The 23,501-nt window shown below is 26.1% G+C and carries 24 protein-coding genes; 18 read left to right on the top strand and 6 right to left on the bottom strand.

The window, feature by feature from the left end; all coding sequences use genetic code 11:
* Positions 1-146: 146 nt before the first annotated feature.
* Positions 147-353, bottom strand: a complete 207-nt coding sequence (locus CRU93_RS08670) for a malate dehydrogenase (RefSeq protein WP_129103803.1) — start codon at positions 351-353, stop codon at positions 147-149.
* Positions 354-409: 56 nt separating this feature from the next.
* Here CRU93_RS08670 and CRU93_RS08665 point away from each other — a divergent pair, with 56 nt between their 5' ends.
* The 5 genes from CRU93_RS08665 (at position 410) to CRU93_RS08645 (ending at position 5,778) form a co-directional block, all read left to right on the top strand.
* On the top strand, positions 410-1,381 hold the full coding sequence (locus CRU93_RS08665; protein WP_129103802.1) for an SLAC1 anion channel family protein: 972 nt from the start codon (positions 410-412) through the stop codon (positions 1,379-1,381).
* Positions 1,382-1,465: 84 nt separating this feature from the next.
* Complete coding sequence (locus tag CRU93_RS08660; RefSeq protein ID WP_129103801.1) at positions 1,466-2,485, top strand: aldo/keto reductase; 1,020 nt, start codon at positions 1,466-1,468, stop codon at positions 2,483-2,485.
* A 16-nt stretch (positions 2,486-2,501) separates the two neighbouring features.
* Positions 2,502-3,521 carry a hypothetical protein gene (locus CRU93_RS08655; protein ID WP_129103800.1) on the top strand — a complete coding sequence of 340 codons (1,020 nt, stop codon included), beginning with the start codon at positions 2,502-2,504 and terminating at the stop codon, positions 3,519-3,521.
* Between the two features lie 108 nt (positions 3,522-3,629).
* A complete protein-coding gene (locus CRU93_RS08650; protein WP_129103799.1) occupies positions 3,630-5,537 on the top strand; it encodes a cache domain-containing protein in 1,908 nt (635 codons plus the stop codon).
* Between the two features lie 31 nt (positions 5,538-5,568).
* Positions 5,569-5,778 carry a hypothetical protein gene (locus CRU93_RS08645; RefSeq protein WP_129103805.1) on the top strand — a complete coding sequence of 70 codons (210 nt, stop codon included), beginning with the start codon at positions 5,569-5,571 and terminating at the stop codon, positions 5,776-5,778.
* On the opposite strand, the gene CRU93_RS08640 is transcribed toward CRU93_RS08645, so the two are convergent.
* The gene (locus tag CRU93_RS08640; protein WP_129103798.1) at positions 5,759-6,148 is read right to left on the bottom strand and encodes a hypothetical protein; all 390 of its coding nucleotides are present in this window, start codon (positions 6,146-6,148) and stop codon (positions 5,759-5,761) included. The genes CRU93_RS08645 and CRU93_RS08640 overlap by 20 nt on opposite strands.
* A 140-nt stretch (positions 6,149-6,288) precedes the next feature.
* Here CRU93_RS08640 and CRU93_RS08635 point away from each other — a divergent pair, with 140 nt between their 5' ends.
* The 4 genes from CRU93_RS08635 to rmuC all read left to right on the top strand — a co-directional run bounded on the left by CRU93_RS08635 (position 6,289) and on the right by rmuC (position 9,714).
* The gene (locus tag CRU93_RS08635; protein ID WP_129103797.1) at positions 6,289-6,654 is read left to right on the top strand and encodes a YbgC/FadM family acyl-CoA thioesterase; all 366 of its coding nucleotides are present in this window, start codon (positions 6,289-6,291) and stop codon (positions 6,652-6,654) included.
* On the top strand, positions 6,651-7,133 hold the full coding sequence (locus tag CRU93_RS08630) for a phospholipase D-like domain-containing protein (RefSeq protein ID WP_129103796.1): 483 nt from the start codon (positions 6,651-6,653) through the stop codon (positions 7,131-7,133). Before CRU93_RS08635 ends, CRU93_RS08630 begins: the two co-directional genes overlap by 4 nt.
* A 72-nt stretch (positions 7,134-7,205) precedes the next feature.
* Entirely contained in the window at positions 7,206-8,462 is a 1,257-nt protein-coding gene (locus tag CRU93_RS08625) for a M48 family metallopeptidase (protein WP_129103795.1), read from the top strand.
* Complete coding sequence (rmuC, locus tag CRU93_RS08620) at positions 8,452-9,714, top strand: DNA recombination protein RmuC (RefSeq protein ID WP_258238868.1); 1,263 nt, start codon at positions 8,452-8,454, stop codon at positions 9,712-9,714. Before CRU93_RS08625 ends, rmuC begins: the two co-directional genes overlap by 11 nt.
* On the opposite strand, the gene CRU93_RS08615 is transcribed toward rmuC, so the two are convergent.
* The 4 genes from CRU93_RS08615 to CRU93_RS08600 form a co-directional block, all read right to left on the bottom strand.
* Complete coding sequence (locus CRU93_RS08615; protein ID WP_129103793.1) at positions 9,715-10,623, bottom strand: DMT family transporter; 909 nt, start codon at positions 10,621-10,623, stop codon at positions 9,715-9,717. It abuts the gene before it with no gap.
* A complete protein-coding gene (locus CRU93_RS08610) occupies positions 10,620-11,843 on the bottom strand; it encodes a molybdopterin molybdotransferase MoeA (RefSeq protein WP_129103792.1) in 1,224 nt (407 codons plus the stop codon). The genes CRU93_RS08615 and CRU93_RS08610 overlap by 4 nt, the downstream gene beginning before the upstream one ends.
* 126 nt (positions 11,844-11,969) lie before the next feature.
* On the bottom strand, positions 11,970-12,287 hold the full coding sequence (locus tag CRU93_RS08605) for a hypothetical protein (protein ID WP_129103791.1): 318 nt from the start codon (positions 12,285-12,287) through the stop codon (positions 11,970-11,972).
* 171 nt (positions 12,288-12,458) lie between these two features.
* On the bottom strand, positions 12,459-13,205 hold the full coding sequence (locus tag CRU93_RS08600; protein ID WP_129103790.1) for a response regulator transcription factor: 747 nt from the start codon (positions 13,203-13,205) through the stop codon (positions 12,459-12,461).
* Between the two features lie 87 nt (positions 13,206-13,292).
* Between CRU93_RS08600 and CRU93_RS08595 the strand changes: the two genes are divergently transcribed.
* The 9 genes from CRU93_RS08595 to CRU93_RS08555 all read left to right on the top strand — a co-directional run bounded on the left by CRU93_RS08595 (position 13,293) and on the right by CRU93_RS08555 (position 23,487).
* The gene (locus tag CRU93_RS08595) at positions 13,293-14,219 is read left to right on the top strand and encodes a DMT family transporter (protein WP_129103789.1); all 927 of its coding nucleotides are present in this window, start codon (positions 13,293-13,295) and stop codon (positions 14,217-14,219) included.
* A 158-nt stretch (positions 14,220-14,377) separates the two neighbouring features.
* Positions 14,378-14,617 (top strand): hypothetical protein, encoded by a 240-nt coding sequence (locus CRU93_RS08590; protein WP_129103788.1) that lies wholly within the window; start codon positions 14,378-14,380, stop codon positions 14,615-14,617.
* A complete protein-coding gene (locus CRU93_RS08585) occupies positions 14,610-15,272 on the top strand; it encodes a hypothetical protein (protein ID WP_129103787.1) in 663 nt (220 codons plus the stop codon). The genes CRU93_RS08590 and CRU93_RS08585 overlap by 8 nt, the downstream gene beginning before the upstream one ends.
* Positions 15,273-15,286: 14 nt before the next feature.
* Positions 15,287-16,408: a branched-chain amino acid ABC transporter substrate-binding protein gene (locus tag CRU93_RS08580; RefSeq protein WP_129103786.1), complete on the top strand. Its 1,122-nt coding sequence runs from the start codon at positions 15,287-15,289 to the stop codon at positions 16,406-16,408.
* 8 nt (positions 16,409-16,416) lie between these two features.
* Positions 16,417-17,319 carry a branched-chain amino acid ABC transporter permease gene (locus tag CRU93_RS08575; protein WP_129103785.1) on the top strand — a complete coding sequence of 301 codons (903 nt, stop codon included), beginning with the start codon at positions 16,417-16,419 and terminating at the stop codon, positions 17,317-17,319.
* Positions 17,319-18,287, top strand: a complete 969-nt coding sequence (locus CRU93_RS08570) for a branched-chain amino acid ABC transporter permease (protein ID WP_129103784.1) — start codon at positions 17,319-17,321, stop codon at positions 18,285-18,287. The genes CRU93_RS08575 and CRU93_RS08570 overlap by 1 nt, the downstream gene beginning before the upstream one ends.
* Entirely contained in the window at positions 18,287-19,066 is a 780-nt protein-coding gene (locus CRU93_RS08565; RefSeq protein ID WP_129103783.1) for an ABC transporter ATP-binding protein, read from the top strand. Before CRU93_RS08570 ends, CRU93_RS08565 begins: the two co-directional genes overlap by 1 nt.
* Positions 19,066-19,788, top strand: a complete 723-nt coding sequence (locus CRU93_RS08560; RefSeq protein ID WP_129103782.1) for an ABC transporter ATP-binding protein — start codon at positions 19,066-19,068, stop codon at positions 19,786-19,788. The genes CRU93_RS08565 and CRU93_RS08560 overlap by 1 nt, the downstream gene beginning before the upstream one ends.
* A gap of 120 nt (positions 19,789-19,908) precedes the next feature.
* On the top strand, positions 19,909-23,487 hold the full coding sequence (locus CRU93_RS08555; RefSeq protein ID WP_129103781.1) for a bifunctional proline dehydrogenase/L-glutamate gamma-semialdehyde dehydrogenase: 3,579 nt from the start codon (positions 19,909-19,911) through the stop codon (positions 23,485-23,487).
* Positions 23,488-23,501: the final 14 nt, after the last annotated feature.

Genomic DNA, 23,501 nt, shown 5'->3' with positions numbered 1-23,501 from the left:
AAGCTATAGATACTGAAAATTGGTACTTTATATTACCATTTAGTGAAAAAATAAATATCAAATATATATAAAATATACTTATATAGCTTTTTCTTATAATGGATAAAAGATAAATTAATAAAAATAAGTTATAATTATATTTCTTTTTAGCATAAAGGGTTAATTTTTGCTTTTAATTTTTTAGGTATATGAGCAAAGGCAATGATTGTTTTTTTGATGAATTCTTTATTTTCAAAGATAGAAACTTCCAAATTCATAGTTTGTTGATTTAGGTTTAATATCTTTATTGTTTGATTTTTTTCTTCATAGGAAAAATTTTGTTTAGATAAGTCAATAGTTCTTTTTTTTGTCATATTTTTACTCCTTTAAATGCTAATTATAAATTAATTTTTCTTAAGAAGGATTTTATATGAGTAATGAGTCTATTAAAGCTATTCCCTCTAATCGATTAGCTTTTTTCCCTGTAATGATGTTTGCAATTGTTATGGGACTTTCTGGATTGACAATTGTTTATGAAAAAGCAAGTGAACTTTTTCATATTCATATATATTTTTATCTATTTTTTAAAATAGTTACAACTATTGTATTTATTGCTATTTTTGTTTTATATATTATAAAAACTATATTATATTTTGAAGAGGTAAAAAAAGAGTTCTCACATCCAATAAGAATAAACTTTTTTGCAGCAATTTCAATATCTTTTTTGTTGGTATCTCAACTTTATCATAATGATATAACAATTTCAAATATTACGTTTTTCATTGGTATGTTTTTACATATCTTTTTTACATTTAATACTTTAAAGTTTTGGATAAACAATAATTTAGAAATTCAACATTCAAATCCTGCTTGGTTTATTCCTATAGTTGGTAATTTAATAGTACCTGTTGTTGGAACTACACATTTAGATAATATGTTTTTAATGTTCTTTTTTTCTATTGGTATCTTTTTTTGGATAATTATGCTTTCTATTATATTAAATAGAACAATTTTTCATACTCAATTTGCACCTAAGTTTATGCCTACACTTTTTATATTAATAGCACCACCTTCAGTTGGATTGATTGCTTATTTTAAAATGACTTTGCAATTAGATTTTTTTTCAATGATTCTATTTAATCTAGGACTATTTTTTACTTTTTTATTATTTTTTATGTATAAAAACTTTGTAAAAATTAAATTTTTTATTTCTTGGTGGGCTTTTACTTTCCCATTAGCAACAATTACACTTGCTACAAGTTTGATGTATGAAGTAACTAGAAAGAATATTTATCAATATTTTTCTTATTTATTTATCTTTATTTTGACGTTTGTAGTTTTCATTGTTGCTTATAAAACTATTATTCATATGTTAAATAAACAAATTTGTATTTTGGAGTAGTTCTAAATTAGGAAATTCTTATATTATTTTATGAAACCTTTTGTTATACTCTTGTTTAAATCCAAATGAAAGGTTAAAAATATTATGAAATTTAGATATATTGGTAAGAGTGGATTAAGAGTTAGTCCAATTTGTTTAGGAACAATGACATTTGGAACAACTACTACAAAAGAAGAAGCTTTTAAAATAATGGATAAAGCATATGATAATGGAATAAACTTTTTTGATACTGCAGAGCTTTATCCTGTACCTCCAAAATCAACTTATTGGGGAAGAACAGAAGAAATTGTTGGAGAGTGGTTAAAGACAAAACAAAGAGATTCAATAATTTTAGCTACAAAAGTTGCTGGAGCAGCTTCAGGGTGGTTTGTTCCACCAATTAGACATGGACTTACTGCAATTGATTCTTTTCATATAAAAAAAGCAATTGAGGGGAGTTTAAAAAGATTAGGAACAGATTATGTTGATTTGTATCAAGTACATTGGCCAGATACAGTAGTTCCAATTGAAGAGAGTTTAAGAGCTTTGGATGATTTAGTAAAAGAGGGTAAAGTTAGGTATATTGGTACTTCAAATGATAGTGCTTATGGACTTACAAAAGCAAATGAAACATCAAAAAATAAGAACTTAGCAAGATTTCAATCAATTCAAAATAATTTTTCTTTATTAAATCCAAGATTTTTAGATGAATTAGGAAGAGTTTGTCAAGAAGAAAATATTTCACTACTTCCATATTCACCAATAGGTGGAGGAGTTTTATCTGGTAAGTATAATAGTGGATTATATCCAGAAGGATGTAGATTTAGTGCATATGCAAAACATCAAAATCCAAGAGTTCAAGCACAAGCTAAAAGATTTGTAAATGAAAAAACTGTTGAAGCTACAAAAAGATATGTACAATTAGCAAAAGAGTATGAAATTTCACCAGTAACACTTGCTGTTGCATATTCAAAACATTTTGATTTTGTTGCTTCTACTATAATTGGTGCAAGAAAAATTGATCAATTAGATGAATCTTTAAAAGCTATTGATTTTGAAATCTCTAAAGAGCTATTTAATAAAATAGAAGATATTCAAAAAGATATTTTATACCCAATGGGATAATTAAGGTCAATATATAATGGGATTTATTTTTAGTGCAATATTTTTTGTAATCTTAGCTATTATTGCTCTTTGGAGTTTACTAACAAGATTTATAATAAATAAAATTTTAAAAAAAGTTTTTGATAGAAAATTAAAAATATATTCTATTATATTTGAATATTTTCCTTTCTCTTATTTACCTATTATAAATGGAAATAAAAGAGTCTATATATATGATTATTTAGATGCAGAGTATTTTTTTATTGACTTATTAAGATTTGAAGATCAAAAACATATTGTACGTGCAATTGCAAGAAAAAGAGATAAAAAAAATAAATTTTTAAAAAATACTATCAAATTTTATGAATCAATTGTTCATGATATGAAAGATGAGTTTTTTGTAAGAGTAAAAAATGAAAACTTTTTAGCACATGAACCAAAAGAGTTGTTATATGAAGTTGTTGTTTTTATTGATGAGACAACTCTTCATGATACTAAACTTTGTGAAAGTTATGAGTTTATAAAAAAGTTTTCACAAATAAATGAAAATGTGGAGTTTAAGTTCTATTCTAGTTATTATAAATTAGATTTTAAAAATCAAATATCAAAGGGATATTTTGCTCTTTGTGAAAAAGTAAATTCTAAAATATTATTAAATGAAGAAGTTCCAGAGGTTTTAGACCAATTTTTATTCTCTATAAAAAATTCTAAATATAATTATTATAATAAGATTTTTGATAAAGATGAAATTTTATCAGACTATCAAAATGTAAGAAGAATGATTTTTGAAGAGAGTTTTAAAAAGAATTACTTTTTAAATAATGAGAAGATATATTTGGAAGTAGGTAATGATTTAAAATCTTTGGTTAAAGAGCAGTTTCAAGTTACTCTATTTAAGGACAAAGCATTTCAAATTGAGACTTTTTTAACAAAAAAAGATGATTGCCTTATTTTAGAAGGCTATGTACCTAAAGAGGATTCTCAAGTTAAAAAAATCGCATTTAATTTTAAAAATCTTAGTTTTGATATAAAATGGAAAGAATATAAAGATAAATAGTATATTAAAATAATAAAAAAAATATATTAAATTTATAAATTTTGTAGATTTTAATCTTATCTTAAACAATAGAAAATATAATAACTCTCACGTATTAAGAGGGAATCTATGTCAAGAATATCAACTGAAAATAAACTTTTAAAAATAATAAAATATGTAATGCCAATTGCTACACTTTTTATATCTTTAATCTTTACACTTTTTATAGTTTTTTCAAATATTGATGAGTTTAATAAAGAGAGTAAAAATCTAAGACATGATTATATAAAAAGTCAAAAAGAGTTAGTTAAAAGTGAAGTTTTAAGAGTTTATGAACAATTAAAAATTGAACATAGCAATATAGAAAAAATGATTAAAGTTGAAATAAAAAATAGAACAAATGAAGCTTTTAAAATTGCTATGAATATTTATAAAGAACATCAAAACCTTTCTCATGAAAAAATAATAAAATTAATCAAAGATTCTTTAAGAGTTATAAAATTCAATGATAATAGAGGATATATAATAATAAATGATTTAAAAGGTAATAGTCTTTTAAATCCACCTAATAAAAGTATTGAAGGTAAAAATATTATTAATATTCAAGATAATACAGGTAAATATTTTTTAAGTGATACGATAAATATGCTCAAAGAAAAACATGAAGGTTATATCTCTTATAATTGGAAATTACCTTATAAAAATGACAATAAATACTATCGTAAGATTTTTTTTGCAAAAGAGTTAAAAGCTTTGAACATATTCATTGGAACAGGAGAATACATTTATGAATATGAAAAAAAAATAAAACAAAAATTAATAAATCGAGTACAAAATTTAAGATATGGATTAAACAAGTTTGTTTTTATTATCGATTATAATGGGAAATATTTATCTCATATAAAACAAGAATATATAGGAAAAAATAGAATAAATTTAAAAGATAAAAATGGTGTATATATCACAAAAGATATAATAAAAACTGCAAAAAAAGGAGAAGGATATCTTTCTTATATATCTACAGTGATGCCAGAAACAAATCTTCCTGCACAAAAAACTACTTTTGTAAAGGGATTTGACAAATGGAATATTGCAATTGCTTCTGGATTTTATGATAAAAAAATTGATTTAAAAATACAAGAAAAGAAAAAAGAATTAGATGAAAATAATAGAGTGTATATATATAAAATGCTTACATTCTCTTTACTTATTGTAATTATTTTATTTATTATTTCTATTTATATCTCTTCTTATTTAGAAAAATATTTCTTAAAATATAGAAGAAAAATCTATAAAGAGGTTGAAAAAAATAAAAAGAAAGATATTTTATTAGCGCATCAATCTAAAATGGTAGCCATGGGAGAGATGATGGAAAATATTGCTCATCAATGGAGACAACCTCTTTCTATTATTACAACTTCTGCAAGTGGAATGCAAATTCAAAAACAAATGGGTGTTTTAGATGATGAAACACAAAATAAATCATTGGAAACAATAATTTTAAATGCAGAACACCTTTCTCAGACTATTGATGATTTTAGAGGTTTTCTAAAAAATAAAAATAAACAAGAGAAGTTTGACTTACAAAATGTATATGAAAAAACATCAAAACTTATTAGTTCTAAACTTGAATCAAATAATATTAAGTTATCAACTCATATTGAAGAAGTTATTATAAATGGATATGAAAATGAGTTTATTCAAGTTCTTATGAACTTTTTTAATAATAGTGTGGATGCTTTTAAATTAAATAAAATAGATGTAAATAGACAAATAAACCTTAAAATATATAAAAGCAAAGATTTTGCATATTTTGATTATAGTGATAATGCAGGTGGAATTAAAGATGAGTATATTGATAAAATATTTGAACCATACTTTACCACAAAACATAAATATAATGGCACTGGAATAGGGCTTTATATGTCTCAACAAATTATTACTAAGCATTTTAATGCAGATATTAAAGTAGAAAATATCAAAAGAAATATGAAAAAAATCGGTGTTAGATTTACTATAAAAATACCTTTTGAATAAAATTGTAACCTAAGCTATTATATAATTGAATATGGAAGAAAAATTATTAACAGAAGCATATAAATTAAGATTTGAATATTTTAATTTATATGAAAATAAACAAGAGAAATGGCATCAAAAATATAAAAATCATAAACTATATGAATTAGTAAATTGTAGTTTTGATTATAACTATAGGCAAATAGGACAAGAAATGCCTAAATTAATAAAAAACTTTATATCTACTCACCATAATTACTAAAAGCACCTTCAATACTTGGAATAGTTTTATATCGTGTTTTTGTTAGTCTTACATTTTTTGTTTTTAGATTACATTTTGCTATTCTAAAACTGGAACCTATAAATGGTTCAACAACACAAATAATTTCATCTTCAATTTGTCTTGTAGCATAAATAGTGCCTTGAAGTGAATTAAAGAAATATTTTGGATAAGTAAGAGGTGTTATCTCAACTATATCTATAGATTCTTCATTTTCCAATGTTTGAACTATATCTTTGGCTTCTTCATAGGTGTCAAACTGAATACACCAATCATCAAAATTTTTATTAAAATGTACTAAATCTTCATCAAGAAATCCACCTGCTAAAGATTGTAAAGCAAAAATAGACACAAGTATCCTTATAGTATAAATAGTTTAAAAGTGATTCTAACATATTTTTATTTTAAATAGTTAAAAAAGTGTTAATGATATTAATCACACATTTAAAATACAAACTGTAAAATATGAAATATTTTATAAAGTAGGAAAAAATGAAAATAAGAGTTTATTATGAAGATACTGATGTTGGTGGTGTTGTTTACTACGCTAATTATTTAAAATTTTGTGAAAGAGCTAGATCAGAGCTTTTTTTTGATAAAGGCCTTTCTCCTCACATAAGTGATAATGAATTTTTTGTTGTAAAAGAGATTCAAGCAAAATATATAAAACCTGCAAAATTTGGTGATATTTTAGACGTGACTGCTATTTTAGATTCAAAAAAGAGTGCATCTTTGGTGATGTATCAAGAAGTTAAAAAAGATAATGAAGTATTATTTACTGGAACTTTTAAACTTGCTTATTTAAAAGATTTTAAGCCTGCAAAAATACCACAAGAGTTATTTAAGGTTTTTCAATGAAAATCTTATTAATATTACTTTTTAGTTTTATTATATCTTTTGCTAAAGAAGATTTATATTTTCTTCCTGATGATTCTAATCAAAGTATCAAAGAGGTTTCAACTCTTATTGAAAATGCTAAAAAAAGCATTGATATTGCAATGTATAATTTTACATATAAAAAGTTTGCAAAGCTTTTAAAACAAAGTGTTAAAGAGGGTAAGAAAGTTACTGTAATAATGGATAAGAAGAAAGTATCAAAAGAAGAAGATACTTTATATAAATATTTAAAAGATAGTGGAATAGATGTAGTTTTAACAAAAAATAAACTTCATATAAAAATGGCAATTTTTGATAAACAAATAGCAGTCTTTGGAAGTGCTAATTGGAAGAAGAAGTCTTTTAATAAAGATTATGAAATAGTTTATGTAACTGATAAACCAAAAGTTGTTAAAAGGTTAAATAGTGTATTTTCTAAGTTATTATTAGAAAATAAATAAACTAAAAATTTTACTAATTTTCAAGTACAAAAATTGTATTATTCAAAAGTTTATAAATAAAAAAGGATAGATGTGTTAGAGATATTTGTTATTGCATATTGTGTATATTTTTTCTTGAATATATATACATCGTTTATGCAAATTGGCTTTGTAAGTAAAGCAAGAACAATGCCTGCAATAATATTAAATACTATGAAGTATAAAGAAGCAGGAGATTATAGTATAGAAAAAGAAAAAGTTGCTATTTTGTCTTCATTTTATGATTTTATACTGTTTATATTATGGATTGGTTTTGGATTAAAAAGTTTAGATTCACTTATTAGTGTTGATCAAGGTTGGTTAAAAGCTATTATTTTTGTTGATTCTTTTATTATTATCAATTGGATTTTATCTTTGCCTTTTACTTTATATACTACATTTAAACTTGATAAAAAATATGGTTTTTCAAATATGACTTTGGCATTATTTATAAAAGATACTATTAAAACTGGTATTTTATTTTTAGTATTTGGAAGTTTAGTAATTGCTGGAATTTCATTAATCATTGAAAACTTATCTTTTTGGTGGATTTGGGGATTTGTTTTTATTTTTGCAGTAATTATTTTAATAAATATGATTTATCCAGTTGTTAGAGATAAAATGTTTGATAAATTTGAACCATTAAAAGATAAAGAATTAGAATCTAAAATTGAAAGTTTACTTGATGAAGTAGGATTTAAAAGTAGTGGAGTATTTTCTGTTGATGCAAGTAAAAGAGATAATAGATTAAATGCTTATTTTGGTGGACTTGGAAGTACAAAAAGAGTAGTTTTATTTGATACATTAGTAGAAAAATTATCTCACAATGAACTTTTAGCAGTATTAGGACATGAATTAGGACACTTTAAAAATGGTGATATTTTAAAAAATATAGGAATTATGGGTGTTGTTATGTTTGTATTTTTTGCAATTTTTGGAAATTTAGATGAAGAGTTGTTTTTGGGACTTTCTTTAAATAATGAACCATATGCTATTATTACAGTGTTTTTACTATTTTCACCAATTTTATCATTTTTCTTGATGCCTTTAATATCATTGATCTCAAGACACAATGAATATGCAGCAGATGAATTTGGATCAAACTTACAATCAAAAAATGATTTGGTAAATGCACTTTTAAAACTTGCAAATGAGAATAAATCATTTCCTTTATCTCATCCTTTATATATATTTTTTTACTATTCTCATCCTCCATTAGTAGAGAGATTCAAAGAGTTAGGATATGATGTAAATAAAATTAGTGATCCAAGTGATGCATTAAAAGAAGAATTTAGTATAGATGATGAATGATAATACAATTATTTATATTATTTGCTCTTTTATAGTAGGATTTATATTTTCAGGTTTTATATTTTACTTTTTCTTAAAAGTAAAATATGAAGCTAAACTTCAAGCTTTGACAAACGAAGCAAATAGCAAAATCCAATCTTTGAGTGAAAAGTCAAATTCCCAAAAAGAGTTATACGAACAAAAAGTACAATCTTTAAGAAGAGAGTCGGAAATAAATAGAAAAAACTTCCAAGAAAAAATAGATCTTTTAGAAGATTCTAAACAAAAGATGAAAGAAGAGTTTGAAAATCTTGCTAATAGACTTTTTGAACAAAATAGTAAAAAATCAAATGAAAATATAAGTCAAATTTTGACTCCATTAAAAGAGCAATTAAACAGTTTTGGAAAAAGAGTAAATGATATTTATTCAGATGAAACAAAACAAAGAACTTCACTTTTAAATGAAATAAAAAATTTAAAAGAGTTAAATAATCAAATTTCAAATGATGCAGTAAATCTAACAAAAGCTTTAAAAGGTGATAATAAAACTCAAGGTGATTGGGGTGAATTGATTTTACAGAAAGTTTTAGAGCAAAGCGGACTTAGAGAAGGAATTGAATATTCAACGCAAAGTTCTTATTCAAAAGAAGGTAAAAGACTTAGACCTGATGTTGTTGTTCATCTTCCTTTAAAAAAAGATATTATTATTGATTCAAAGGTATCATTAATATCATATATAAACTATTCACAAGCTACACAAGAGCAAGAAAAACAAAAAGCAATAAGAGAGCTTACTAGCTCATTAAAAACTCATATAAAAGGTCTTAGTAATAAAAGATATGAAGATATTGAAGATGTAAGAACTTTAGATTTTGTTTTGATGTTTATTCCTATTGAACCTGCATTCTTATTAGCTGTCTCAAATGATAATAATCTTTTTAAATTAGCTTTTGAAAATAATATAATGCTAGTTTCTCCATCAACTTTATATGTTAGTTTAAGAACAATTGAAAATATATGGAAAATGGAGTATCAAAATCAAAACGCAGAGCTCATATCAAAAAAAGCTGCAAACTTATATGATAAATTTGCTTTATTTGTAAAAGATGTTGAGGATATAGGAGTTCATATTAATAGAACTTCAAAATCTTATGAAAGTGCATTAAACAAACTTTCAAAAGGTAAAGGAAATTTACTAAATAGAAGTCAAGAATTTTTAGATTTAGGTGTAAAACCTAATAAACAAATAGATGAAAAGACACTTCTAAAATAGTTAGTGTCTTGACAAAAATAGAGATAAATATATTCCAAGAGCTATAAAACAAGCTCCAATAAGGTGATATAATTCAAATGTCTCACCTAAAAAAACATAGGCTAGAAAAGCTCCAAATAGTGGCATTAGATGAGCAAATTGACTAGATTTTTCTGGTCCAATTTGTGCTACTCCTGAATTCCAAAAATAAAATGCAGCAACTGAAGCAAATAAAGAAACATATATTATAATTGGCCAATTTTGAATAAATACTTCTATCTCTCTTTGCATTTTATACCCTTGATATAAATATAAAGGAAGTAGATATATTAGCCCTAAAATTACTGTTATTGTAAATAGTTCAACTAAATTTAACTCTTTTGGTTTAAATCTTAGAAAAATAGAGTATAAAGCCCAAACTGTTGAACTAACTATAATCCAAATATCACCATCTCTAAATTCAATCTCATTAAGTCTTGTAAAATCTGCTTGTAAAATTATAAAAATAACTCCAAAAGTTGATAAAATAAAGCCAATAACTTGAAGTTTATTTATTTTATTTTTTAATATAAATGTACCTAAAAATAGTACAATTAAAGGAGTAGTTGAATTAATAAGTAATGCATTAGTTGCTTGAGTCGTTTGTAAAGCAATATATACAATAGTATTAAAAAGTGTAATTCCTAAAATTGATAGAACAGAGAGTATAAAAAAATGTTCTTTAGTGATTTTTATACATTTTTTTACATTCATATATTTTAAGGAGAAAGGAAGAATAAAAATAAGTGCAAGAACCCATCTAAAAAAAGCAAGTTCAATAGGTTCTAAACTATCTTTAATAAATCTTCCTAATATAAAGTTTCCAGACCAAAAAAACACACAAAGTGCTAATAAAAGGTAAACTTTATATGTTCTTATGTTTTCAATCATTTTAATTGATCTAATAATAAAATATCAACAATATCACCAGCTTTTATATCATCACTATCTTCTTCTTGAATTAATAGTGCAGGTGATTCTAACATATTTGTCAAAATAGCACTTGTTCCTTTTCTTTTACCATCAAAATTTATTTCATAACTTCCATTTTTATACTCTACATTACAAGCTGTAAATGTTGTTTTTGGCATTTTTCTAGGAAAATTTTGATTTATTTTTGCTTTAACAATAGGTAATTTCTGATTTGCTCTTTTTAGTTTATATATAAATGGTAGAACATATAAAATTGCACAAACAGTAGATGAATAAGCAAATCCAGGTAATGCAATAATTAATTTACCATCTTTTACTGCTGCTAATAAGTGCATTCCTGGTTTTATAGTTACGCCATGAAATAAAACTTCTGCTTTTAACTTATCTTTAATTACATCTTGAACAAAATCAAAATCACCAACACTAACTCCACCTGTAGTAACAACTATATCAGCTTTTTGAAGCCCCGATTCTAATAGTTTTGTAATAGAATCAATATCATCTTTTACAATTCCCATTTGGATAACATCAGCTCCTGCTTTTTTACATAATGCTTCAATAGTAAGATGATTAGAACTTCTTATTTGAGATTCATTTGTTTGAGTTTGTCCTAAATCAAGGATTTCACTTCCTGTACTTGCAATTGCTACAGTTGGATTTACAAATACAGGTATTTGTGCAATATTAAGTGATGCAAGTACTCCAACTTCTGCGAAACTAATAATAGTTCCTTTTTTTATTAAAGTTTCATCTTTTTTGTAGTTTTCTCCAATTTCTCTAATTGCAAAACCAGATGGAACTTCTTTTACTATTTTAATTTTATTATCAATTACTTCTACATTTTCAATTGGGATTAAAGATTCACTACCTTTTGGCATTAATGAACCAGTAAAAGTTTTAATACATACACCTTCTTGAACTTCAGATTCAACAACACAACCTGCGGGATTTTTATCAATAATTTCTATTATTTGATTTTGTTTTAAATCTATTGCCTTTACTGCATATCCATCCATTGCTGAAGTAGGGTATGCTGGACTATTATGGTCTGCGGCAATATCTTGGGCTAATACATATCCTACAGCATCTGTCAAAAATAGTTTTTGAACAGGTGGTGTTTGAGTATTAATATTTTCTAAGATTTCTAATGATTTTTTATAACTAATAAAATTTCTCATAAATAACATTCTCCATTAAAGATGACAAATGATAACAAAAAGTTAAAAAATATACACTTTAATATAATTTAATTTGGGAAATTTTATTAAAAATGAAGAAAATAAAAAAGTTTTAAACTTTTTTATTTAGTGAGCATTCTTTTGAATATACTCTTTATATTTACTAGCAGTATTATAACTTACTTGTGCTTCTTTTGCAACGCTATAAACAGTTATTTTTTGATTAAAAAGTCTCATCATATTGACAGTACTTTCAATCTTTTTTCTTGCAATATCTTGTCTTACTTTTGTAGCTTTCTGTGTTGCTTTTGTCTTTTTAGGTGTTCTACTTTGCATAGACTTTTGTTCTTCATTTGTAAGCTTATTAAATAGTTCTTGCTTACCATTTTCCAAACAAAGTTTTTGTATTTCTCGTAACTCTTTGTGAGATAGAGTAATCCTCACTTTAAAACCTTTCTAATTTTTTTAGGGACGAAATTATAACACCAGTTGTTTAATATATAATAAAATTAGAAGAAATATATATTTTTCATGTTAACCAAGTGAAACTATGAAAATATATTTAATAGCATTAAGTATTATACAATTTTATATATGTATAATACTTTATAATATTTATTGTTTAACAAAAACCTCTTTATTGATTTTGTATCCTTCACCATAAATATTTTTAATAAAATCTGTAGGTATTTTTTTTCTTATTCTTTTTATTAAAGATTTGATTGAATCTATACTTAACTCTTTGTCAAATTTATCACTATAAATTGTATTGTAAATATCTTCATTTGAGAATGTAATAAATGGATTATTAATAAGCAAATTTAAAAGAATAATTTCACTTGAAGATAGTTTCATAACTTTACCATTTTTATATAAAATTTTATTTTCTTTATCCCATACAAAATTTTCTATCATAAATACTTTTTCTGATTCTATTTTTGTATTATTTATTTTTTTACATATAGTTAGCAAAGGATCAATTAATTGATCAATTAAAAGTGGTTTTTGAACAAAGTTATTTACACCTATATTGATGAGTTCAATTAAATATTTTGAGTCTTCGTATGCAGATATTACTATTACATCTTGATCTTTATTTATTTTCAAGATATCTTTTGTAAGTTCAATTCCATTTTTTAATGGCATTTTTATATCAGTAATTACTATATCAAAATAGTAACTATTTTCTGTATAAAATTGTTGATATTTTTCTAAGCCTTCTTTTCCATTTTTTGCAGTTACAACATTTTTGAAAAGTGTTCTTAAAATCTTTTCAGTTTGAAGTCTTAGATCGTCATCGTCCTCTATAAATAAGATATTTAAAGTACTAGACTCTTTTTGTAATTGTTTGTATTTGTTCATGATTATTCCCTAACACTTTTTCTTTATAAAATTATTAACTAAATAGAGTTAAATTAATCTTAATAAAATAAAAAAATCATTAAACTTATGCATTATTACTATAATTTAAAAGGAAAAACTATAATTAAGTCACAAAAAAGGTCATATCAATTCGCATTAAGTGCAATTTTTTTTTGGTCAACAGTAGCAACAGCATTTAAAATTGCTTTAGAATATACCACTCCTATCATGTTATTATTTTTATCATCCTTAACATCTTTGGGAGTTTTATTTGTTATTTTAACATATCAAAAAAAATTATTTCTTATAAAACGACACTTTTTAGATAATTGGCTTTTAATTATAGTTTTAGGATTATTAAATCCTTTTTTATACTATTTAGTTTTGTTTGAGGCTTATAATTTACTTCCTGCACAAGAAGCACAATCAATAAATTATACTTGGGCTTTAATGTTATCCTTTCTTGCTGTTCCTTTTTTGAAACAAAATTTAAGATTAGTTGATATAGTTGCTGGAATTATTTGCTATTTTGGTGTTTTGATAATTTCAACAAGAGGTGCACCTTTTTCTATGAATTTTTCAAATATTACAGGTGTTTTATATGCATTGTGTAGTACTGTTCTTTGGTCATTATATTGGATATTTAATACAAAGATAAAGCAAGACTCTGTCGTGTCTTTATTTTGCAATTTCTTAGTTGCAATGCCAATTATTATAATTTATATGTTTTTTACAAATTCTTTTTTAATTCCTCCATTAAATGCAATCATTCCTTCAATTTATGTGGGTCTTTTTGAAATGGGGATTACTTTTTTATTCTGGTTAACTGCACTTAGATATGCACAAAATACTTCAAAAATAGCAAATTTGATTTTTCTTTCTCCTTTTTTATCTTTAATATTTATATATTTTATTTTAAATGAAAAAATATATATATCTACACTCTTTGGATTACTTATGATTATCTTTGGATTATTTATTCAACAAAAAAAAGGAAAAATAGCAAAAGAATAGCATTTTGTTCTTTTCTGTGTAAATTTATTAAATTGGCTAATTATTACACAAAAATAACATAAAATTTAAGTTTCAGTTAAGTTTCACTATGAAATAATAATCTAAGTTTTTATTAGTACTACTTTTAGTATTACCAAATTTATATTAGTGTGAGAGTTATGGCAAAACAAAAAAATAAAAGAAAAGTGATTCAAAGTGTTATTGATAAACATCTAAAAAGCAATAAAAAAGAAGTTTCTCAACTCACAATAAAAATAGATAAAAAATTAGATAATGCATTAGTTCTTTTATCAAATCAAATAAATATTTCAAAAAATAAATTAATTGAAGATATTTTGTTTGAAAGTGGAATTATACAAGAAGTTGATGAAAACTATGTAGGAGAAGAATATGCATAAATTTCCTACACAAAAACAAATAATTGATTCGGTATTAAAAGGTATTGAGACAGCTAAAAATAATTTTACTTATTGGACAGCAGATGAGTTATATCTGTCATATGCTCCACCAAAATTTTTAACTATACATATTTCACAAGAAATTGCAAAACTTGAAAATAGTCCTGAACTTTTTATTGATGCAACAGTTGCAGATATATTAAGATGTTCATTACCTTCAAGAAATGATTTTACAGATTTTATGCAAAAAAGATATTTATCTCAAGATATTCTATGTTTAACATTAGATGAAAGATTTGAGCATAAAAGTGATAATGATTCTATTTCAAGAGTTATTATGAGTATTAAAAATGGTGTAAGAAATATTAAAGAAGAGTATAAATATGAAATAGAGAAAATGTGTAAGATGTTGCATAGAGAAAAATTATCTGATTCGACGCTTGATTATGCGATTTTTGCATTTTATTTAGATATATCTAATAGTGCACGAAAAAAAAGTAAGAAAAGAATTGAAGAAATTATTAATAGTTTTGATAATATAGTAAATTCATATTCTAATTTAAAATCAAAATTTGAAGGAGGTAATATAAATATAATACCAAATATTGGTGAGTATTCGATTGGATGTTATGTTATTGAACCAAGTTTTAAATAAATAAAGGAGAGAAAATGATAAAGATATCAAAGTTAGCTAGCGCTATAGCATTAAGTGCCATAGTTGCAAGTTCAAGTTTGTTAGCTGATACAGTTAAGATTGGTGTGCAAGCACCTATTACTGGAAAGTATGCAAATGAAGGTCAAGGTATTGAGCAATTTGTTAAACTTATTGTAAAAGAGAAGAATGAACAAGGTGGACTATTAGGTAAAAAAATCGAAGTAGTAACTTGTGATGATGAAGCAAAAGCTCAAAAAGCTGCAGTTTGTGCTAAAAAATTAGTAAATGCAGGTGTTTTTGCAGTAATAGGTTCTTATACATCAGGAGCAACAGAAGCTGCTCAAACAACTTATTATAGAAATAAAGTACTTCAAACAAGTGATGGAACAAGTGATTCTTTAATAAAAAGAAAATATTGGACATTTTTTAGAAACTCATTTCCAAATTCTGCACAAAGTGATTTTACAGCAGATTATTTTGTAAATGTTAAAAAATATAAAAAAATTGTCGTTTTATCTGATTACTCTTCATACTCTGAAGGTTTAGGAGATGCTACTGAAAAATCAATTAAAAAAATTGGTGGAAATGTAATTTTTAGAGGAAAAATTAAATCTGGAACTCAAAACTTTACTGCAATGTTAACTAAAATCAAAGCAATGAAACCAGATGTAATTTACTATTCAGGTTATTATACTGATGGTGGTCTTTTAAGATCACAACAAAAACAACTTGGAATTGATGCTGATTTTGTAGGTGGAGATTCAAATGACAATCCTGATTTCTTGAAGTTAGCAGGAAGTGCAGCAGAGGGTACAGTTTTAATTAACTTCCCAACACCAGATATTTTACCTTATAAAGAGGCTAAAAAATATTTAACTGCTTATGAAGATACTTATAACATGAAGCCACCTTCAATTTGGGCAGTTGTTAATGCAGATGGTTTAAGAGCTATTATGCATGGTGTAGAAGAAACAAAATCTTTTGATACTAAAAAAATATCTGATTATTTACATACATTAAAAGATTTCCCAGGAATTACAGGACCTGTTACATTTAGAGAAGATGGTGAAAGAATTGGAGCTAAATTTATGGTTTATAAAATTCAAAAAGATGGCTCTTATAAAGTTATGGAATAAGGTTAAAAATGGATATTTTTCTTCAACAGTTAATTAATGGTTTAACTATTGGAAGTCTTTATGCATTGGTAGCTTTAGGGTATACTATGGTTTACGGTGTGATGAAGTTAATTAACTTCGCACACGGTGACTTGGTTGCCTTTTCTGCTTATGTAGGACTAACAATTTTTTCACAATTCTTTGGAGCAAGTGCAACTTCAATATTTTCAGTAATAGTAATATTTTTGTTAACTGCATTAATTGTTGCTTTTGTAGGGGTAGTTTTAGAAAGATTAGCATATAAGCCTTTAAGAACTGCACCAAGATTAAGTGCAGTTGTATCTGCTTTGGGTGCTTCTTTGGTAATCCAAAATTCAATAATGTTAATTTGGGGACCTAATATGAAGATTTTCCCATCTGATTTGATACCAAATACAACATGGCAAATAGGCGGGGTTATTCTTACTTTTACTCAAGTTATTATATTGGCTTTATCAGCTATTTTAATGGTTGCATTATATTTCTTTATTAATAAAACAAAAATTGGAACTGCAATTAGAGCTACAGCTATTGATCAAGATGCAGCTAAATTAATGGGAATTAATGTAAATAGAATTATTATGATTATTTTCATTGTTGGTTCAGCTCTTGGTGCAGTAGGTGGTTTATTTATTGGTATTTACTATAGAGGATTAACATTTGATATGGGTTGGCTATATGGTCTTAATGCATTTATAGCAGCTATTATTGGTGGTATTGGAAGTATTCCTGGTGCCATGATTGGTGGATTGTTACTTGGATTATTTAACGCAATGATTTCAGGTTATATTTCAACAGAATGGGCAGATACATTTACATTTATATTATTAATTATAATATTAATTGTAAGACCAACTGGTATTCTTGGTGAAAAAATTGCGGAGAAAGTGTAATGAATAAAACAACAATTATAGCAACAATTTTTATCATATTTATGGGATTTTTTCCTTTTTTTGTTGATTCTGCTTGGTTAAGTATTGGAATTACTTTTTTAGTATTTTCTGTAGTTGCATTCTCTCAAGATATTATTTTAGGGCGTGCAGGTATTTTTAATATGGGGCATGCAATATTTTTTGGTATAGGTGCTTACACAACTGCTATTTTAAATGTGCATTTTGGATTTGAAATTATTGAAACAATTCCTTTTGCAATTATTTTTCCAGTAATTATAGCTGTTTTATTAGCTGGACCTATTATTCATCTACGAGGTGACTATTTACTTGTTGCAACAATTGGTTTTAATATCATATTTCAACAAGTACTAGAAAATAATGTGTTTGATTTAACAGGTGGACCAAATGGTATATTTGGTATTGATGTAGTTAGAGTTTTTGGTTATGAGTTATTCTCAGATACTGCAATTTTTTATATTGCTTTTATTTTATTAATTTTAACATTATTTATTATTAGAAATCTTGATAATTCAAAATATGGTAGAGCTCTTTATTATATACATAAAGATGAAATTGCAGCAAAATCTATGGGAATTAATGTTTCTTATTATAAATTATTTGCTTTTGCATTAGGTGCAGCAATTGCAGGTGCAGCAGGAGTTGTATTTACAATTCAATATTCTGCAGTTAGTCCAGAATCGTTTAACTTTATGCAATCAGTTATGTTCTTTGCAATTGTTCTTGTTGGTGGATCTGCTTCATTACCAGGTGTAATAATTGGTACTTTTGTAATGTTTGTATTGCCTGAGTTATTTACTGAATTTAAAGAATCAAGATATTTGATATTTGGTGCAGCAATGATTTTAACAATGATTTTAAGACCAAATGGAGTATGGCCAGCAACTTTTGGGAATATCCCAACATATTTAAAGAAAAAAGCAGCCTTACTTAAAAAAGGAGAAAAATAATGAAATATGTATTAGAAATTGAAAACGTTTCAAAATTTTTCTTTGGATTAGTTGCTATTGATGATTTGACAATAAAAGTAAAACCAGGGCAAATCTATGGAATTATTGGTCCAAATGGTGCAGGGAAAACTACACTTTTTAACTGTGTAACTGGTATATATAAACCAGAAAAAGGAACAATTAAATATAAAGGTGAAGATATTACAGGTATATCTCCACATAAAATTGCACAAAAAGGTGTTTTAAGAACATTTCAAAATATTAGATTATTTAAAGACATGACAGTTGCAGAGAATATTATGGCAGGTTGTCATACAAAATCAAAACAAAAATGGTATCACTCAATTATTCATACTCCTTTTTATAAAAAAGATGAACAGAAGTATTGGAAAAAAGTTGAAGAGCTTATGGAGTTTTTTAATTTAACAAAATATGCTATGACACCGACAACTGATTTATCTTATGGTAATCAAAGAAAAGTTGAAATGGCAAGGGCATTAGCAGCAGAACCTGAACTTCTTATTTTAGATGAACCAGCAGCAGGACTAAATGAAAACGAAACAATTGAGCTTACTAATATTATCTTAAAAATAAAAGAAATGGGGCTTGGTATCATGATGATTGAGCATGATATGGAGATGGTTATGAAATTAACTGATTACATTACAGTTATTAATTTTGGGAAAGAGATTTCTCAAGGATTACCAAGTTTTGTTCAAGATGACCCTAGAGTTATCGAGGCTTATATTGGAAGTGATGATGACGAGGATGAAGAGTAATGCAAAATGATGAAATATTATTAGATGTAAGAGATTTACATGTAAGTTACGGAGCAATTGCTGCAATTAAAGGAATCTCACTTAAAGTTAAAAAAGGTGAAGTTGTAACAATTTTAGGAGCTAATGGAGCTGGTAAAACAACTACATTAAAAACAATTTCTGGATTATTAAAATCAAAAGAAGGAAGTATTATTTTTGATAAAAATGATATTACAAATACTCCTGCACATGATATTGTAAGCTTAGGTATGTCTCATTCCCCAGAAGGACGAAGGGTTTTTGGAACATTAAGTGTTGAAGAAAATCTTATGATGGGTGCATATACATTAAAATCTCATGATAAGGAGACTTTAGAGTGGATTTATGATATTTTACCAAGATTAAAAGAGAGGCAGAAACAACTTGCTGGTACTTTAAGTGGTGGTGAGCAACAAATGTTGGCAATTGGTAGAGCTATTATGAGTAAACCAAAATTACTAATTTTAGATGAACCAAGTTTAGGGCTTGCTCCTATTTTGATAAAATCAATTTTTAAAGCAATTAAAGAGATTGCACAAAGTGGTATGACAGTTTTAATTGTAGAACAAAATGCAAAAGCAGCTTTAAAGTTAGCAAATAGAGGTTATGTTCTTGAAGTTGGAAAAATCACACATGAAGGAACATCTGAAGAGTTATTAAACTCTGAAGCTATTCAAGAAGCTTATTTGGGGAAAAAACATTAAATAAATTAAAGTAGAGGAGGGCTAACTTGGCGGTTAAAGCCCTCTTATTTGACATTTGGAAAAATGCAAATAAGGCTACTGAATTTTATTTTAAATAACAATAAATTTAAGGAAGTATAAATGGAAAATCAACAAGAACTAATAAATTCAGCAATTTCGCTTGCGGAAAAATGGCAGAATAGAGCAACAGAACTTGTTAGTGATTATGATAGACAGTTTTACGTAAAAATGAACAAAATGCTAGAACATCCAGAAGATAAAGCACTATTAATTGAGCTAATGGATCAATGTTTTAGAACGAATTTAAATGATAGAGTTGCAGATCAAATTATCTTTTTATTAGAAAAACATGGTATGGCACATTTCTTTACAACAAAAGATAAAACACTTTTATGGCTATTTAAAAATTTTGGTAAATATTTACCAGATTTATCTGTACCTTTATTTGTAAAAGAGATTAGAGAAGATACAAAAACAGTTGTATTAAAAGGAGAAGATGAACCTTTTAATAAACATTTAAAAATGAGAAAAGAAGAGGGAACAAGAATTAATATTAACCTAATTGGTGAAGTTGTTCTTGGCGAAGATGAAGCAAATGAAAGAATTGAAAAATATTTAAAAGCATTAGAAAATCCAAATATTGATTATATTTCTATTAAAATTTCAACTATTTTTTCTCAAATAAATTCATTAGATTTTGAAGGGACTGTTCAAACATTAGTTGAAAAATTATCTTTAATTTATGCACAAGCAAAAAAATATCCATATATTGCTCCTGATGGAACAAAGTCAAATAAATTTATAAATCTTGATATGGAAGAGTATAGAGATTTAGCAATTACAGTAGAAGTATTTAAAAGAACACTTGATTTACCACAATTCAAAGACTTTTATGCAGGTATTGTATTACAAGCTTATATTCCAGACTCTCATTTATGGCAAAAAGATTTATTACAATGGGCAAAAAATAGAGTTAAAAATGGTGGATGCCCTATTAAGTTCAGACTTGTAAAAGGTGCTAATATGGAAATGGAAGAGACAGAAGCATCTCAAAAACATTGGAATATGGTAACTTATACTGATAAACTTGATACAGATTCAAATTATAAAAGAATGGCTGAATTTGCATTAAGAAAAGAAAATGCACAATATATGCATATAGGAACTGCTTCTCATAACTTATTTGAGCAAGCATATGCTACAACATTGGCACAACATTATGGAACTTCTGAATACCATACTTTAGAAATGTTGGAAGGAATGAGTGAATCTGCAAGACTTGCAATAAAAGAGATATCAAAAAGTGTAATTTTATATGCTCCAACAGCTGCAAAAGAACAATTTACAAATGCAATTGCATATTTAGTAAGAAGATTAGATGAAAATACTGGAGAAAACAATTTTATTAGATATTCATTTGGTCTTAAAGTAGGAAGTAGCGATTGGGTTAAACAAAAAGAGTTATTTTTAGATTCTTTCTCTCATTTGGAAACTTCATATGTAGGTAGTTTTAGAAAACAAAACAGACTAGAAGAGAAATGGGATAATTTTGATAAATCATCATATGATACAAATGAGTTCCATTCTGAAGCTGATACAGATTTTGTTTTACCTCAAAATCAAGAGTGGGCAAGAAATATTACTAAAAAATGGAAATTTTCAACTAATACAGAACATGAAATAAAACCAATTGTTGTTGGTGGTGAAGAACTTGTTGCGACAAGAGAAGTATATGAAGCAATTGATAAATCACAATTAAAAGATGGTGTATTAGCTGGTAAATTTGCAATGGCAAATGAAAAAGATCTAAAAAAAGCTGTACAAGTTGCAAAAGATGATGTTGATGGATGGAGAAGTAAAACTTATGAACAAAGACATGCAATTTTAAAACAAGCTGCAATTAAAGTTAGAGAAAGAAGAGATGATTTAATAGGAGTTGCTGCAGCTGAAGTAGGTAAGGTATTTACTGAGACTGATGTTGAAGTTAGTGAAGCAATTGATTTTATTGAGTTTTATTCTTATGCTTCTAGATATTTTGAAAAATATGAGAATTTGGATTTTAAAGGAAAAGGTGTAGGTGTTGTCGTTCCACCATGGAATTTCCCTGTTGCTATTCCTTTAGGTGGAGTTGCTGCTACACTTGCTGCTGGAAATAATGTAATAATTAAACCTGCAACTGTTGCAGCCTTAACAGCATATGAAATGTGCAAATGTTTTTGGGATGCTGGTGTATCTAAAAATACACTTCAATTTGTACCTTGCCCTGGTGTATTAGCTGGAGAACATTTAATAGCAAATAAGGATGTAGATTTTGTTATTTTAACTGGTGGAGAAGATACTGCTGCATCAATGTTAAAAACAAGACCAGATTTATTTTTAACAGCAGAAACTGGTGGTAAAGATGCAACTATTATTACTAATATGGCAGATAAAGAACAAGCAATTAAAAATGTTTGTCAAAGTGCTTTTGCTAACTCTGGACAAAAATGTAGTGCTACTTCTTTACTTGTATTAGAAGAAGAAGTTTATAATGATGAAAACTTTAAAAAAGCATTGGTAGATGCTGCAAAATCAATGAGTGTTGGTTCTGTTTGGGAACCTCATAATAGAATAGGTACATTAGCAAATAAAGTATCTGGAAACTTAAAATATGCAATTGAAAATCTTCAGGATGCAGAAGAGTGGGCATTAGCACCTTCTTATACTGATGATAATGATTATATGTTAAAGCCAGCTATTAAATGGGGAGTAAAAGAGGGTAGTTTTATTCATATGAATGAATTATTTGGTCCTGTTTTAGCTGTTATAAAAGCAAAAAATTTAAAACATGCAGTTAATATAGTAAATGCAACTGGATATGGTTTAACTTCAGGAATTGAGACTTTAGATGAAAGAGAAGTTAATTACTGGAGAGAGAATTTAAAAGCAGGTAATTTATATGTAAATAGAGGAACAACTGGAGCAATTGTTTTAAGACAACCATTTGGTGGTATGGGTAAATCAGCAGTTGGAGCAGGAAGAAAAGTTGGTATTCATAACTATATTACTCAATTTGTTGATTTTACAGAAAATGGGTATCCAAAACCTCAGAAAAAATATAATAACGATCTAACAAGATTTATTACAAATTGTGTAGATAAAAATAAAGATAATGAAGATTTCAAAAAACTTGAAGTTGCATTACAATCATATTTATACAATTATGAAACAGAGTTCTCTAAAGAGAAAGATTATTTTGAAGTTAGAGGTGAAGATAATCACTTTAGATATTTGCCATTACATAGAATAGTTATAAGAGTAAGTGATGATGATACTATTTTTGAAGTAGTAAGTAGAATTTTAGCTGCAAGAGTTGCAAAAGTTAATTTTACAGTGTCAATATCTAAAAATGAAAGTATTGAGAAATTCTTAAATAGTTCAAATGAATTATTTACTTCTAAAGATAGAATTGTTCATCATACAGATGAAGAGTTAGCTGAAATTATTGATAATTATGAAAGAGTTATATATTCTGATATTTCAAAAGTACCTGAGAAAATATTTGAAGCTACTTCAAATCATTTGACTACATTTGTTGTTAGAATGAAACCAATGATGGAAGGTAGAATAGAGCTATTGAACTATTTCAAAGAACAAAGTATTTCTCATTCATATCATAGATATGGAAATATAGGAGCTAGAGAAATAAATAAAAAGTAAGAAGTTTTCTTCTT

Origin of the sequence: Arcobacter sp. CECT 8985 (assembly GCF_004116495.1) — a bacterium.
GTDB lineage: Bacteria > Campylobacterota > Campylobacteria > Campylobacterales > Arcobacteraceae > Malaciobacter.
Note: the sequence above shows the minus strand (reverse complement) of the source record. Positions and strands in the feature narration are given on the sequence as shown.

What these genes read in the sequence shown, in the direction of transcription:
- CRU93_RS08670 (WP_129103803.1), bottom strand. Translation starts at nt 353, where the DNA reads ATGACAAAAAAAAGAACTATTGACTTATCTAAACAAAATTTTTCCTAT.
- CRU93_RS08665 (WP_129103802.1), top strand. Translation starts at nt 410, where the DNA reads ATGAGTAATGAGTCTATTAAAGCTATTCCCTCTAATCGATTAGCTTTT.
- CRU93_RS08660 (WP_129103801.1), top strand. Translation starts at nt 1,466, where the DNA reads ATGAAATTTAGATATATTGGTAAGAGTGGATTAAGAGTTAGTCCAATT.
- CRU93_RS08655 (WP_129103800.1), top strand. Translation starts at nt 2,502, where the DNA reads ATGGGATTTATTTTTAGTGCAATATTTTTTGTAATCTTAGCTATTATT.
- CRU93_RS08650 (WP_129103799.1), top strand. Translation starts at nt 3,630, where the DNA reads ATGTCAAGAATATCAACTGAAAATAAACTTTTAAAAATAATAAAATAT.
- CRU93_RS08645 (WP_129103805.1), top strand. Translation starts at nt 5,569, where the DNA reads ATGGAAGAAAAATTATTAACAGAAGCATATAAATTAAGATTTGAATAT.
- CRU93_RS08635 (WP_129103797.1), top strand. Translation starts at nt 6,289, where the DNA reads ATGAAAATAAGAGTTTATTATGAAGATACTGATGTTGGTGGTGTTGTT.
- CRU93_RS08630 (WP_129103796.1), top strand. Translation starts at nt 6,651, where the DNA reads ATGAAAATCTTATTAATATTACTTTTTAGTTTTATTATATCTTTTGCT.
- rmuC (WP_258238868.1), top strand. Translation starts at nt 8,452, where the DNA reads ATGATGAATGATAATACAATTATTTATATTATTTGCTCTTTTATAGTA.
- CRU93_RS08615 (WP_129103793.1), bottom strand. Translation starts at nt 10,623, where the DNA reads ATGATTGAAAACATAAGAACATATAAAGTTTACCTTTTATTAGCACTT.
- CRU93_RS08610 (WP_129103792.1), bottom strand. Translation starts at nt 11,843, where the DNA reads ATGAGAAATTTTATTAGTTATAAAAAATCATTAGAAATCTTAGAAAAT.
- CRU93_RS08600 (WP_129103790.1), bottom strand. Translation starts at nt 13,205, where the DNA reads ATGAACAAATACAAACAATTACAAAAAGAGTCTAGTACTTTAAATATC.
- CRU93_RS08595 (WP_129103789.1), top strand. Translation starts at nt 13,293, where the DNA reads ATGCATTATTACTATAATTTAAAAGGAAAAACTATAATTAAGTCACAA.
- CRU93_RS08590 (WP_129103788.1), top strand. Translation starts at nt 14,378, where the DNA reads ATGGCAAAACAAAAAAATAAAAGAAAAGTGATTCAAAGTGTTATTGAT.
- CRU93_RS08585 (WP_129103787.1), top strand. Translation starts at nt 14,610, where the DNA reads ATGCATAAATTTCCTACACAAAAACAAATAATTGATTCGGTATTAAAA.
- CRU93_RS08580 (WP_129103786.1), top strand. Translation starts at nt 15,287, where the DNA reads ATGATAAAGATATCAAAGTTAGCTAGCGCTATAGCATTAAGTGCCATA.
- CRU93_RS08575 (WP_129103785.1), top strand. Translation starts at nt 16,417, where the DNA reads ATGGATATTTTTCTTCAACAGTTAATTAATGGTTTAACTATTGGAAGT.
- CRU93_RS08570 (WP_129103784.1), top strand. Translation starts at nt 17,319, where the DNA reads ATGAATAAAACAACAATTATAGCAACAATTTTTATCATATTTATGGGA.
- CRU93_RS08565 (WP_129103783.1), top strand. Translation starts at nt 18,287, where the DNA reads ATGAAATATGTATTAGAAATTGAAAACGTTTCAAAATTTTTCTTTGGA.
- CRU93_RS08560 (WP_129103782.1), top strand. Translation starts at nt 19,066, where the DNA reads ATGCAAAATGATGAAATATTATTAGATGTAAGAGATTTACATGTAAGT.
- CRU93_RS08555 (WP_129103781.1), top strand. Translation starts at nt 19,909, where the DNA reads ATGGAAAATCAACAAGAACTAATAAATTCAGCAATTTCGCTTGCGGAA.